The organism is Flavobacterium psychraquaticum, from assembly GCF_034497725.1.
Lineage (GTDB): Bacteria > Bacteroidota > Bacteroidia > Flavobacteriales > Flavobacteriaceae > Flavobacterium > Flavobacterium psychraquaticum.
The window spans coordinates 1-14,116 of record NZ_JAXKVR010000022.1 but is presented as its reverse complement, the minus strand read 5'-3'; the positions used below and the strand labels follow the sequence as shown (position 1 = coordinate 14,116).

13 protein-coding genes are annotated in these 14,116 nt (G+C 30.5%); 5 read left to right on the top strand and 8 right to left on the bottom strand.

Annotated features, from left to right (window positions below; all coding sequences use genetic code 11):
* Positions 1-80 precede the first annotated feature (80 nt).
* The 5 genes from T1L09_RS02255 to T1L09_RS02235 form a co-directional block, all read right to left on the bottom strand.
* A complete protein-coding gene (locus tag T1L09_RS02255) occupies positions 81-929 on the bottom strand; it encodes a toprim domain-containing protein (RefSeq protein WP_322549313.1) in 849 nt (282 codons plus the stop codon).
* Positions 930-1,117: 188 nt separating this feature from the next.
* Positions 1,118-2,095: a replication initiation protein gene (locus T1L09_RS02250; protein WP_322549312.1), complete on the bottom strand. Its 978-nt coding sequence runs from the start codon at positions 2,093-2,095 to the stop codon at positions 1,118-1,120.
* Between the two features lie 79 nt (positions 2,096-2,174).
* A complete protein-coding gene (locus T1L09_RS02245; protein WP_322549311.1) occupies positions 2,175-2,453 on the bottom strand; it encodes a helix-turn-helix domain-containing protein in 279 nt (92 codons plus the stop codon).
* A 102-nt stretch (positions 2,454-2,555) separates the two neighbouring features.
* Entirely contained in the window at positions 2,556-3,230 is a 675-nt protein-coding gene (locus T1L09_RS02240) for a hypothetical protein (RefSeq protein ID WP_322549310.1), read from the bottom strand.
* Positions 3,227-4,480: a tyrosine-type recombinase/integrase gene (locus T1L09_RS02235; protein ID WP_322549309.1), complete on the bottom strand. Its 1,254-nt coding sequence runs from the start codon at positions 4,478-4,480 to the stop codon at positions 3,227-3,229. Before T1L09_RS02235 ends, T1L09_RS02240 begins: the two co-directional genes overlap by 4 nt.
* Before the next feature lie 341 nt (positions 4,481-4,821).
* Here T1L09_RS02235 and T1L09_RS02230 point away from each other — a divergent pair, with 341 nt between their 5' ends.
* From T1L09_RS02230 to T1L09_RS02220, 3 genes are all read left to right on the top strand, one after another.
* Positions 4,822-5,673 carry a L,D-transpeptidase gene (locus tag T1L09_RS02230; RefSeq protein WP_322549308.1) on the top strand — a complete coding sequence of 284 codons (852 nt, stop codon included), beginning with the start codon at positions 4,822-4,824 and terminating at the stop codon, positions 5,671-5,673.
* A 24-nt stretch (positions 5,674-5,697) separates the two neighbouring features.
* On the top strand, positions 5,698-6,666 hold the full coding sequence (locus tag T1L09_RS02225; protein WP_322549307.1) for a flavin monoamine oxidase family protein: 969 nt from the start codon (positions 5,698-5,700) through the stop codon (positions 6,664-6,666).
* A 176-nt stretch (positions 6,667-6,842) separates the two neighbouring features.
* On the top strand, positions 6,843-7,157 hold the full coding sequence (locus T1L09_RS02220) for an HPF/RaiA family ribosome-associated protein (RefSeq protein WP_322549306.1): 315 nt from the start codon (positions 6,843-6,845) through the stop codon (positions 7,155-7,157).
* A 66-nt stretch (positions 7,158-7,223) separates the two neighbouring features.
* On the opposite strand, the gene T1L09_RS02215 is transcribed toward T1L09_RS02220, so the two are convergent.
* Positions 7,224-9,851 (bottom strand): valine--tRNA ligase, encoded by a 2,628-nt coding sequence (locus T1L09_RS02215; RefSeq protein WP_322549305.1) that lies wholly within the window; start codon positions 9,849-9,851, stop codon positions 7,224-7,226.
* Positions 9,852-10,150: 299 nt separating this feature from the next.
* Here T1L09_RS02215 and T1L09_RS02210 point away from each other — a divergent pair, with 299 nt between their 5' ends.
* Complete coding sequence (locus T1L09_RS02210) at positions 10,151-10,576, top strand: DUF1573 domain-containing protein (protein ID WP_322549419.1); 426 nt, start codon at positions 10,151-10,153, stop codon at positions 10,574-10,576.
* Positions 10,577-10,608: 32 nt separating this feature from the next.
* Here T1L09_RS02210 and T1L09_RS02205 read toward each other — a convergent pair whose 3' ends face one another.
* Positions 10,609-11,925, bottom strand: a complete 1,317-nt coding sequence (locus tag T1L09_RS02205; protein WP_322549304.1) for a PDZ domain-containing protein — start codon at positions 11,923-11,925, stop codon at positions 10,609-10,611.
* A gap of 129 nt (positions 11,926-12,054) precedes the next feature.
* Between T1L09_RS02205 and T1L09_RS02200 the strand changes: the two genes are divergently transcribed.
* Complete coding sequence (locus T1L09_RS02200) at positions 12,055-13,248, top strand: pyridoxal phosphate-dependent aminotransferase (protein ID WP_322549303.1); 1,194 nt, start codon at positions 12,055-12,057, stop codon at positions 13,246-13,248.
* 151 nt (positions 13,249-13,399) lie between these two features.
* Here T1L09_RS02200 and T1L09_RS02195 read toward each other — a convergent pair.
* Positions 13,400-14,116, bottom strand: a 717-nt coding sequence (locus tag T1L09_RS02195) for a T9SS type B sorting domain-containing protein (RefSeq protein WP_322549302.1), incomplete at its 5' end; no start/stop codon positions are given.

Genomic DNA, 14,116 nt, shown 5'->3' with positions numbered 1-14,116 from the left:
AATTATCGAGTTTACGATGATAATTTCAAGGGTTATTGTACGACAATAACATACCTTGCTATTTTCTTTTGAAAACAATTTTATTTTCTTTTCAATGACCAATCATTTAAGTCTTTAAATTCTGAATACAAGTTACTTTTGTCAATCGTATTTGGGTGTTTTGAAAGGATTTGGTTTGTGCAATTTTTGCCAGCTGCATCATTATCTAAATAAAGTTCGATCAAATTATATTTATCCAAAATAGCATCACATTTATTAATTAAAGCAATGGAATTTAGAATTAAAAAATCGCAGTTTTGATTGTACAAAACACTATTGAGGTTTTTATACGATAGGTAATCCATAAAGCCTTCAAACACACAAATAGAGTCAGAATGATTTTCGATTAAGGTAATGTCTTTTTTACCTATACAAATTTTGGTGTATTTGGAGCGTAATTCATAACCAAAACTTCTATTTTGAAATCCAATTGCAAAATAGTTTTTCCCTTTAAGCACATAATGGATCTCTTTCAAATTGGGCTCATTTACAAACGAGTAAACATTTCTACTTTTCAAGTATTGTTTTAAGGCACAGTGCTGAATTTCAGAAACTTTAACTATTTTAACTTTATTATCAGTTTCAACTACTTCAGGTGGCGAATGAAAAGAAAAAGAACCATTTTCAAGATTTTTAATGGCTTCATAAGCTGTTAAAGAATTTAGTTTCATAATTAAATCGATTACGTTTCCACCTTCACCGATACCGAAATCATACCAACAATTTTTAACCAAAGAAACCTTGAATGAAGCATGAGATTCATTTCGAAACGGAGAAATAAACCAGGCTTCTTTTTCAGATTGTTTTTTGGGAATATGTCCGGACCTCTTTAGAGTATCCATTATCGAAAAATTTCGAGCATTTTCGAAAGCTATTTTTTTTTCTTTCATCAGGAAAAAATTTTTTTTTCGTCTAACTTGTTAAATAATTATAGGTTAACCTATTGTACAGTTATGTCAAGCATTTATTTTACTGGGGTTAAGAGATATAAATCACACAAAATGACTAAGTTTTTATTTTCAATTCACACAAAATGACTAAACAAATCACACAAAATGACTAAATAGAACTACATATATCACTTATTTTTAATTGTGTGTGATTTTGGTATTTCTAACTCTGGTAAAATCACATTAACTAATAAACTAAATATGTCCTTTTTAGTTTTATTTCCAGATGTAAGTTCATCATCTAATCTTTGAAATCTATAAAATGCCTTCTCTAAGTTGTTCTGTTGTACTAGAATTTCGGTATAATCTAATGCTTTGGTGTCTTTATAATTAGGAAAATAGAGGTTTAAGAAGCTATAAACGAATATGTAGTGTTTTTCCTTAACTCCAGAAAAACCACTTTTATTTCTATAATTCCCATGAATTTTAATTGAAATTCTTTCGTATTTTTTATTTGATTTTATCAATGAATAAGTGAAAAATAAATCCGCTTTTTCTTTCAATTCACTTATTGAATCATCAAGTACTCTCTGTCTAAAATGCGCTATTTGTTTGTATTTATTTTCTATTGATAAATAAACTTTTAAATCTTCTATTGAACAATTATAGCCACCTTTGTCTTCCCAACGACAACAGAGTTCATATAAAGCTTTAGAATAGATTGAACTTAATCCTATAGCAATTGTCTTCTGAATTGGCGTAAAACCGCCACCTAAATAGCAAAAAAACCGGCAAGCTTGTGAAGGAACAATAAATGAAATGTATTGAGAATTTCTAATATATTTTATACCACTTATAAGCGAAGTAATATTTTCTTGAATCTGTTGCGATTTTCCATTTACTCCTGGAATGTTTATATGATACTCAATTTGTTTTGAAGCTAATGATTTTACTGAATCCTTAATCCTTTGATAATTATTGTTCTTCTCAATTTTTTTTAGCTCAATTGTTATTTCTTGCTCCGAATATTGCATATTGACATCATGACTTTGCGATTTTGTAAGTTCGTCAATTATGAAATAAATAATATTATATTCAATAGTTGACAATGTGAATCGCGCAGTTGAAATGTGATTAGGTTTTTTTATGTAAATAGTATTCTTCAAAGTCTAATTTTTAGCTTGATACAATTTTTCTCAACTATCGCAAACAAAAAAAGATGAGTACAGAATAATAATTCTGTATTCATCTTTTATATTTAATTGACTTTACTATGTTATTAGAATCAAAAATTTGATCATGTTTAATTCTAATTCTATTACCTACATAAAAGGCTTCAATATTGCCTCTTTTAATGTTATTAGTTACGGTTTGATGATTACATCCAAGTATTTTAGCAGCTTCTTGAACAGTATATATTTTTAAAGAATAATCTTCTTTAGGTGCGGTAAGAATCTGTTTTACCATACCTTTCAATTCATTTAACTCTGAATAAATTGCTTCAAATGGATTTGCGTGAGTCATAACATTACGTTTTAAAAAGTTTACCGCAATGTTATGACTGGTTATAGTTTAAGTAGCTTTACATAAGTTTATATAAAGTAAATTTTATATTAATCAATATTTTTAATATATAAAATCTTTAAAATCATCTTCAATGTCTTTAAATTTTTCTAAATGACTTGAATATTTTGAAGTCTCTTTTACATCCTTTTTTTTAGCATTTTTATCTTTCCATTCAAATAAATCATTTGCTACTTTACTATAATGAGCCTCTGAAAAATGTTCAAATTCAAATGAAATATTAATTTGTCTAATAATTTCTGAATTACTAATTTTTTTTCTCAATACAAAATACTGAACGTACAAAAACAAAATAGCTAGATCTGTTTTTCCATTTAAATTTAATTCTGACTTTATATATTTAATTTTATTTACTAAAGCTGAACTAAATATAAACTTCTCATTATAATTTTCTTCAATTTCAAAATTTTTAATTAGTTTCTCTCTATTATTAAAAATATACAGAATTTTTGAGTTAAAATAAATTGCTATAGATAAAACAATTGTTAAAATAATCAGATTTATAGTTAAAGAACAATTCAAAGAATAGTTCATGGAAATAACCAAAAAAATAAAAAAAATAAAAAAAACACTATTTATTGATATAAAGACCAACCGCTTGGAATTTTGTACTTCTATAACGGGTTCATTTAATTGTTTTAATTTATATTTTAAAAAAGGTTTTATGTTATCTATATAATACGCTATATCTTCAAATTTAAAATCTTTTAATTTCATACTACTTTTAATTTAAGTTCAATATTAAATACTTCATCCATTGCCTCCTTTTTTTGCTCACTATCAACTTGATAATATTGGTTTAGGGCTTTAAGGTCGTTATGTCCTGTTATAGAAGCAATTAACTTGTCTGATTTACCTTGACGCTTCATCATAGTAATAAAGGTTCTACGTGCAGTATGAGTAGAAATTCTATCATAGAAAAACAAGTCTTCTTTGATATTTTCTTTACCTTTAGTAGTAACTTTCTGAATTTTATGAGTGTATTCAAGTTCTTCAAAAACATCTTTGATATATTTATTTTGCTTTTGATTTGCTATTAATGGTAATTTATAATCATATTTTGAAAGTAGAAACTTAGAAATAGTAGTTAAGGGTATATTTCTAGCTACTTTATTAGTGTCTTTTTCCTCTTTCAAAAGTATTTCTGTATCAGTAACATTACTTTTAGTAATTAATGACAATTCACCAAAGCGCATTCCGGTAACACAAGCAAATACAAAAACATCTCTAACTCTCTCAAGTTTCTTACTTTCAAATTCATGAGTCAAAAGCTTTTCAATATCTTCAATTGTTAATGCAACCTGGTTAGTAATCACACGCTCCACTTTTTTAAATTCGGTGAATGTATCATTAAAAGTATATTTGTTTTTTTTAGCCCAAAACATAAATGTTTTAAATAACCCTAAATTTCTAGCATAAGTATTATTAATATGCTTTAAATCATCCATGCAATAAGCTGTAAATTCACGATGAAATGCATGATCGATTTTACTAAAAGTCAATTTATACTTTTTTGCTACTTCAAACTTTTCAAGTATATTTCTAATATTCTGATATCTTTTGATGGTAGAATCTGACCATTCTTTCCCTTTTATCTTTTCGGCTGTAAAAACATCATAAGCATCAAAGAAAATATTTTTAACATTCTTAGTCTTCTTAAAAGCTTCATCAAATGCCTTCTTTAGTAACATTGAATTAAAAGGCTCATTGATTCTTTTATAAAGACTTGAAGTTTCTAAATATAAATCTGAATATCTATTTAGTTGCATCTTAATACTTTCAAACCCCTTTGCTTTATTTTTCCCTGCTGCAAATGGGAATTTATTTTGGAAATCAAAATTAATTGGATGTATTTTCTCTCCAGTTGAATAGACAAATTTTTTGTTCTCTTCTTTAAATGAGCAGGTAAAAAGAATTAGCGTTTCCTTATTAGAATTAGGTTCTTTTAATTTGAAAGTATATTTCATACAGTTGCCGTTTTAGTTGCCGTTTTTTATATATTTATATATAAAAAAATGATATATACAAATATAACAAAATCCATAAAGCACTGATAAATATAGCATTTAAATTATTAACAATGTATCAATATATATATTGTTCGATTCTCGGCGACTCCACAGAAAATAATCGTAATTACTTAGTAAAAAGTAGTTACGATTTTTTATTTGTATTAATTCCATTATTTAAATTTATTCATTTTGAGATTGTTCAAGATTTTATACTTTACAATATCCTATAACTTTTTTCAAAAATTATATAAGGCGCACCTCTTTTAATAAGTGCAATTTTACAAAAAATAAAAACCATGAATAATACAGTAAAAACAATTGCCTTAGCCGCTAGTATTCTCTTTCTTTCTTGTGAAGAGAAAAAAGAAGAAAAAATCAAAGTAAGTAAAAAACCAACAATAGAAAGAAATCAACCAAAAGAAGTTGCTTATACATTTCAAAAAAGTGCAGAATGGTTGAAAACTGAAGGTGCAAATTCAAAAGCGATGGATATTGTTTTAGCGATTAATCGTGTGGATGAAAAGAATTTAAAAAAATTAGATTCGATTTTAGTTCCCACAGATGTAACTGGTGATGTTGCTTTCTATATGCCATTCCCATTAGAAATTAGCAGTTTAGACGATGTGAAGAAAGCAGTCCTATTTTCATATACTTCACAAGCATTCGCAGCTTATGAATATGGGACTTTGGTTCAAGTAGGTCCAACAAGTATGGGCTCAAAAATTCACAAAACACCAACGGGATTATTTTTTACGAATTGGAAAGCAGAAAAAACCACTAGTACCTTTAACGACGAATGGGAATTAAAATGGAATTTCAACATTGAAAATGATTTGGGTGTAGGTTTTCACGAATATGAATTACCGGGATATCCTGCTTCGCATTCTTGCTTACGACTATTGGAAAAAGACGCTAAAATTCTCTACGAATTTGCAGACCAATGGGAATTGGCTGATGCAACTACAGTAAGATTAAAAGGAACGCCAGTAATTGTTTTCGGTAGTTATGATTTCGAAGTTAAAAAACCTTGGAATAACGTAAAAGATAGTCCAGAAGCTTTAAATATAGCTGAAGAGGAATTAAATGCAATAATAGAACCTCATTTGCAAGCAATATTACAAGAACAAGTTAAAAGAGAAAAAAAATAATTTCTATTTGACTAATTTTGCTAAATGATAGTAATAATTGGTGCAGGTTTATCAGGTCTATTGACCGCTTATCGTTTAAAACAAGCAGCAATTCCTTTTAAAATTTTAGAGGCAAGAAGTAGAATTGGCGGGAGAGTAAATACAGTTATAGGAACTGGCAAAACTCCTATGGAAATGGGAGCTACTTGGTTCAGTGCGCAACATAATAATCTAATTGAACTTTTACAAGAATTAGAAATTGCATCCTTCGAACAATATATGGATGATTCGGTATTTTATCAGCGTGACGCTAATTCTCCTATAGAAAAGATTCAAATACCAAAACAGTCGCCAAGCTATAGAATTTATGGTGGCAGTTCGAATCTCATCAATACTTTGTGTCAAAAATTAGAGCAAGATGAAGTTTTACTAAATCAAGCTGTTACATCGATTAGATTTAACGAAGATAAAATTCAAGTAATTGCTGAGGATATATTTGAAGCTGATAAAGTAGTTTTATCAATTCCACCAAAGTTATGGGCAAAAAAGATTCTATTTGAACCTGCTTTACCTGAAGATTTAATTAGTATTGCGAAGCAAACGCATACTTGGATGGAGGATTCAATTAAGATTGCATTGTGTTTTGATAAACCCTTTTGGCAAGAAGAAAAGATTCCAGCAACATTGTTTAGTAATGTAGGTCCGATAACCGAGTTTTATGATCATTGCAATTACGAAAGATCAAAATTTGCACTGTGCGGTTTTATGAACAGCTCTTTGAAAAGCTTGGCTGCTGCCGAAAGAAAAGCAATTGTTTTAAACCAGTTGAAAGAAGTTTTTGGTCCGAAAGTACTTGATTATATAGCTTATGAAGAATGTATTTGGAGCAAAGAAGAGCATACATTTGAAAAGTCTGATGAATTGCTTTATCCGCATCAAAACAATGGGAATCCAATATTTAATAATACTTTTTATGAAAAAAACTACTTTTTTCTAGCACTGAACCAAGTTTAGAATCGCCAGGCTATATGGATGGTGCCGTTTATGCGGGAAATTTAACTGCCACAAAAATAATAGAAGAATACAAAAAATTCAAAATAAAAAGTTAAGCTTTATTTAACACTAAAAATCTTGCTTAGTGTACAAAAAAGAAGTAAATTTAGGTAGTAATAATTTAAAACCAAGAAATTATGTTAGTTCAAATCCACACCGACAAAAATATTGAAGGCGGAAGTCGTTTTTCAGAATATTTCTCAGCTGAAATCAAAGAGCAATTAGCTCGTTATAATGAAATTGTAACCCGTATTGAAGTACACGTTACAGACGAAAACGGAAGTAAAACTAGCCCTAACGACAAAAAATGTGTCATTGAAGCAAGGATTGAGAAAAAACAACCTATTGCTGTAACTGCTCACGACGATACTGCTGAAAAAGCATTTTTCGAGGCTTTAGAAAAAATACAACGCGTTCTAGAAACTACAGTAGAAAAAATTAAAGAACACTAATAGTTCTAAACAACAAATAATCCGATTAGCTTCATAACTAATCGGATTTTTGTTTATAATAAATTCTTATTTTAGACTAGCTAAACTTTGCTCAATTGTTGCAATTTTTGCCAAAGCATCTGCTTCTTTCTTGCGCTCGTTAGCAATTACTTGTTCTGGAGCTCCTGCAACAAATTTCTCATTTGATAATTTACCTTGAACTGAACGTAAGAATCCTTTTGTATAATTCAGTTCTTCCGTTAATTTAGCGATTTCTGCTTCAACATCAATATTTCCTGTAATTGGAATAAAATATTCATTTGATTTTACACGATACGATAAAGCGCCATCTACTTTTTCAGCAACGTAAACCAAATCAACAATGTTTCCTAATTTTAAAACTACCGAATCAAAGTAAGTAGATGCATTTTCATTATTCACAATGCGCAATTCAATCACATCTCTAAACGGAATATTTTTATCTTTTCTAATCGTTCTAATTCCAGAAATTACTTCGGTTGCGAAATCAAAATCGGTAATTAATTTCTCATCAAATGCTTTAGATTTTGGCCACTCCCCTACTATTAAAGCTTGTTCTGGAGTTCTATCAGCGATATGATGCCAAATTTCTTCCGTTAAGAATGGCATAAAAGGATGCAACAATTTTAAGTTATTTTCTAACATCTCAATCGCCTTGTCAAAAGTAGCTTTGTCAATTGGTTGTTGATAACCCGGTTTAATCATTTCTAAGAACCAAGAACAGAAATCGTCCCAAACCAATTTGTAAATTGCCATTAAAGCTTCTGATAATCTATATTTTTCAAAATTATCTTCAATTTCTAGTAATGCTTTTTGCAACTTCGCTTCGTACCATTCGATTGCTACTTTCGAAGCTTCTGGTTGTACGATATCGGCTACTTCCCAACCTTTTATAAGTTTAAAAGCATTCCAAATTTTGTTAGAAAATCCTTTTCCTTGATTGCATAATTCTTCGTCGAATAAAATATCGTTTCCGGCTGAAGCACTTAAAAGTAATCCAACACGAACACCATCTGCACCAAATTTTTCAATTAGCCCTAAAGGTTCTGGTGAATTCCCTAATGATTTAGACATTTTTCGTCCTTGACTATCACGCACTAATCCGGTTAAATATACATTTGAAAATGGTTTTTGACCCGTATATTCGTAACCAGCGATAATCATACGAGCAACCCAAAAGAATAAAATATCTGGACCCGTTACTAAATCATTTGTAGGATAATAATATTTAAAATCTTCATTTTCTGGATCTAAAACCCCTCCGAAAACAGCCATTGGCCACAACCAAGAAGAAAACCAAGTGTCTAAAGCATCGGCGTCTTGTCTTAAGTCAGTAGCGGTCAGTTTTGAGTTGGCAGTTTTTACTTGTGCAAGCTCAACCGCTTCATCGATATTTTTTGCTACTACGAAATCATCTTTACCATCACCATAGAAGTAAGCAGGAATTTGTTGTCCCCACCACAATTGTCGCGAAATGTTCCAATCGCGAATGTTGTTTAACCAATGCGCATAAGTATTATTAAAACGGCTTGGATATAATTTAATCTCATTTGATTCTAAAACCGCTTTTATGGCTGGTTTTACTAATTCTTCCATACTTAAGAACCACTGGTCGGATAATCTTGGTTCAATAACCGCTTTTGTACGTTCAGAAGTTCCTACTTTATTTAAATGTGTTTCGGTTTTTGCTAAAGCACCAATTGTTTCTAATTCTTTTGCAATTTCTTCACGTACTACAAAACGATCTTTTCCTTGATAATGCAATCCAAATGAATTCAGAGAAGCATCTTCATTAAAAATATCGATAATTTCTAAGTTGTGCTTGTCTCCCAAAGCTTTGTCGTTAGTATCGTGAGCAGGCGTAACTTTTAAACATCCCGTTCCAAATTCAACATCAACATATTCGTCTTCGATTATTGGAATTACACGGCCACAAATGGGTACAATTGCTTTCTTTCCTTTTAAATGTGCAAAACGTTCGTCATTAGGATTGATGCAAATAGCAGTATCACCAAAAATGGTTTCCGGACGTGTTGTTGCTACGGTTAAAAATTCTGAAGAACCTTCAATTTGATAGTTGATGAAATATAACTTTCCTTGTCTTTCTTCAAAAATTACTTCTTCGTCTGACAATGTTGTTTTTGCTTCTGGATCCCAGTTTACCATACGGAAACCTCTATAAATTAATCCTTTGTTGTATAAATCTACAAAAGAATGAATTACAGATGCTGACATATCTGGATCCATTGTGAATTTTGTGCGACTCCAATCGCAAGAACAACCCAATTGTTTTAATTGTTCTAAGATGGTTCCGCCGTATTTATCGGTCCATTCCCAAGCGTGTTTTAGGAATTCTTCGCGTGTTAAATCATTTTTGTTGATTCCTTCTTCTTTTAATTTTGCTACAACTTTTGCTTCGGTTGCAATGGAAGCGTGGTCTGTTCCTGGCACCCAACAAGCATTGAACCCTTTTAAACGCGCACGACGAATCAATACATCTTGAATGGTATTGTTTAACATGTGTCCCATGTGCAAGACTCCGGTTACGTTTGGTGGCGGAATTACTATGGTGTAAGGCGTTCTATGGTCGGGTTTTGAAGTGAAATAATCATTTTTCATCCAATAGTCGTACCACTTTTGTTCTACTTCTTTAGCGTTAAATTGAGCTGGAATCATATTATCTTTGTATTATATCTATTATGAAATGGAGTCACAAAAAAGCCTAAACTTCGCTAGCTAGCCCCGATGGGAGCGGCATCCCGCCTTTTTCTGGCGGATAGAGCGGACAGCGGGAATATGGTTAATTGATAGGTCCCTAACCCTTCGCTTCTAAAAAAACTTAATTTACACTTTGGTATGTTTTTTGTAATACTCTATGCAAAAGTAACGATATCACGAAAATAAAAAAAATGTAAAGCGTGTTATTAGTTGCAAATAATTATTAATTTTACAGAAACCTATTAATTTATAAAATGATGAAAAAATTTCTTGTTTATTTTACCGTTTTAGTTGGTATGGCCTCATTTGCTCAAACTGGTGCAAAAATTGAGTTTAAGGAAGAGACAATCAATTATGGAGAAGTTGAAAAGGGAAAAGATGATGGTATTCGAATTTTTGAATTTACCAATACGGGAGATGCTCCTTTGACTATTATAAATGCAAAATCGAGTTGTGGATGTACGGTGCCTGAATGGCCAAAAGAACCAATTGCTCCTGGTAAAAAAGGGAAAATTAAGGTTCAATATAATATGAATCCAGGTCCGATAAGTAAAACCATTACAATTGAAAGTAATGCAGTAAATCAGAAAAATGGAATGGTTGCTCTTCGAATAAAAGGAAATGTGGTGGTGAAAGAAGAAGTAAGTCCACTATTGAAAAAGAAAGGTTTTCCCAACTCATAATTTAAAAGTCCCAACATATTTGGGACTTTTTTTTATAGTATTTTTTCTAATTGAAATTCGAAATCTAACTCTTTACTATTTCTTTCAATTGTTATTTTTATTCGTTTTTTGTCTTGAGAATGAAATAAATTAGTAATCGATTCTACCGTTAGTTTGTATGCTTTTTTATTATTTATTTTAATGATCTTATCGCCTACTTTTATTCCTGCTTTTGCTGCTGGTGAATTTTCCCTAACCGCATAAATTTCAAATATAGGTTTTAATTCATATTTGTAGTTGAATTTTATATTTGAATTATCTAGAATAAAATTTTGAGAAGTTTTGTCTTTTTTCGAATTACTCAGAATATTTTCAGATTTTATCCATTCTAAACCAGCATGTTCTATTTCAATTCCGGCCATATTAAATTCAAAAGGTAAATTATAAAAACTGTTTTTCTTAAAATAAAATGCTTTGTTTTCATAATCAAAAACCCAATTAAATCTTTTAATAATTTCGCCTCCTAGGGAACCATTTGTACCGTTAAATATTTTTGTCTGATCTAAAAATATTTTTTCAGGATATACAATTAACGCATCTTTTAAAATGTAATTTTCCAAGACAACTTCTGAGACTCTTGATTTTTTTCCTTCTATATCTCCTGAAAAGCCTGTTCCTAAAACACCTATAAAAAAATTATTATTGCATTGGATACTGTCATTTTCAAACACCCATAATCCATCGCTAAGACCAGTATCAAAAAGTAATTTTAATTGATAGTCTTTATTTTCTAATTTAGTTTCTAAAAAAATGTATGGTTTATTTGCAAAAATTTGTATGTTCAAAAATTTAAATTTTTTTGTAACTTTTAGTAACTTCTTATTTTTCTCTTTATAAAGTATTATTTTATCTTGTTCGTAATCTATTTCAACTAAATGATTTTTAAAAAACGTATTTCCAAGAATACCATTTATAGGAATACCTAATTTAGTTACAATGCTAATATCGTGATCGGTTACGAAAATAGCTTCAAAATTTTGAGTTTTGTATTCTTTAATTTCTGCTTTGTTATTTTTAGATATATATCCATCAATGGCATCATTTGTACCTACACCAGCAACTTTAATTTTATCCGCTTCATTAATTATTAAGGAATCATTTTCCGGAATACTAAAGATTAAATTTTTAGAAGCACCCGTATCTAGAATCATTTTTAGGTTTGTATCGTTAAATTTTACATCAACAATAATCATATTATGAATCAATTCGAAAGGAATAATAATGGTCTCTTTTTTGGTGCTCCACTCAAATTGTGCATGAGTTTTTCCAAGGACCAGAAATAAAAATATAAAGATTAAATACTTTGTCATAAATTTTAAATATTGTTAAAAGTAACTATTTTTTTTATTCCCTATTTGTTTTTAACTTTTTTTAATGTGTTGTTTTACATTTATGACAAAAAAAAATCGCAATTTTGCATATATCTAAATTAAAAAATCATGCCAAAAGTTTCCATTAAAGGCCAACAAATGCCAGAATCGCCAATTAGAAAATTGGTTCCTTATGCTGATATTGCTAGAAAAAAAGGACATAAAGTTTATCATTTGAATATTGGTCAACCTGATATCAAAACTCCAGAGGTAGCTTTGCAAGCTGTTAAAAATGCAGATATTACTGTTTTAGAATACAGCCATTCTGCTGGTTTTGAAAGCTATAGAACAAAACTTTCCCAATATTATAAAAACCATGGATTACCGATAGATACGCAAGATATTATAATAACTACTGGCGGTTCTGAAGCTTTACTTTTTGCGATGGGAAGCACGATGGACTCAGGTGATGAAATTATCATTCCGGAACCGTTTTATGCGAACTATAATGGTTTTTCCGTTGCTTCAGGTGTAAATGTCGTTCCTGTAATTTCGGGAATTGAAACTGGTTTTGCTTTACCTCCAATTGAAGCATTTGAAAAATTAATTACGCCAAGAACAAAAGCGATTTTAATTTGTAATCCAGGAAATCCAACGGGTTATTTGTATTCAAAACAAGAAATTTTAAAGTTAGCAGAAATCGTTAAAAAACACGATTTATTTTTAATTGCTGACGAAGTATACAGAGAGTTTATCTATGATGGAGAAGAACATTTCTCTGTAATGAATGTTCCTGGGTTAGAGCAACACGCTATTATGATCGATTCAGTATCGAAACGCTATAGCATGTGCGGTGCACGTATTGGTTGTATCGTTTCTAAAAATAAAGAGGTAATGACTACTGCAATGAAATTTGCACAAGCCCGTTTGAGTCCACCAACTTATGCACAAATTGCGAGTGAAGCCGCTTTAGATACGCCACAAAGTTATTTTGATGATGTAATTTCAGAATACAGAGAAAGAAGAGATACTTTAATTTCAGAGTTGCAAAAAATTGACGGACTTACCGTTGCTACACCAAAAGGCGCTTTTTATTGTATTGCAAAATTACCAATTGACAATGCAGATAAATTTGCACAATGGTTGTTGGAATCGTATGACTTAAATGGTGAAACTGTCATGGTAGCTCCTGCAGCTGGTTTTTATTCAACTCCAGGTGTAGGTTTAGACGAAGTTAGAATCGCTTATGTTTTGAAAAAAGAGGATCTAGTAAAATCGGTTCAAATTTTAAAAGAAGCAATTAAAGCTTACAATAATAAATAGTTTTAAAAATTATAAAAATAAAAGCTTAATTCTATTCTAGTATTGGGCTTTTTTAGGTCTTTTTATTTTCAAAAACACAATGCTTTATTTAGCAAAAAAAGCGGTACTAAAATAAGTACCGCTTTTTTTTAGGACTAGTAAATTATCCAAACTATCTTACTAATGAGAAATGTGCTTTAAATTGTTTGCTAGCTCCATTTTCTAAGTAGTCTACTGTAAACCAATAATCTGTTGATGGAAGCTGGTTATCATTGTATAAGCCATCCCATCCTGTTGGGTCTGCTGGACGAATACTTCTGATTAGTTTTCCATAGCGATCGTATATAAACACAACAGCATTTTCTTGGTCTTGTAATCCAATAATATTCCACGTATCGTTGTGTCCATCGCCGTTTGGTGTGAAGTATTTTGGATAATCAATCACTAAAACATCTTGCGTTAAATAAGTACAACCTTCCGTATCCACTACCGTTACGGTATGAAGTCCTGCACTTACGCCTTCAAAGATATTCGATGCTTGTAATGCCCCTTGGTCTAATTGATACAATAAAGTGCCTGTGCCATCTGGAACTGTTACTGTAATGGTTGCATTGTCTGTAAAGGCATCCGTAACTACTGTCGTAAATGAATTCGCTGGATATACAAAGTCAACCGTTGCAAACACTTCCTCTGATTCACACGTTGTTGTAGTATTGGTTACTATTACAGAATACAATCCTACTTGATTAGCTACCAAAGTTGGTCCGTTTGCTGCAGGAATTAAAGCACCGTCTAAAAACCAATCAAAACTGTTTCCTGCTGCTGATAATCCTGTGTTTAAAGTATACGTTTGATACACTTCTCCCGTTGCTTCAATAATACATAATGT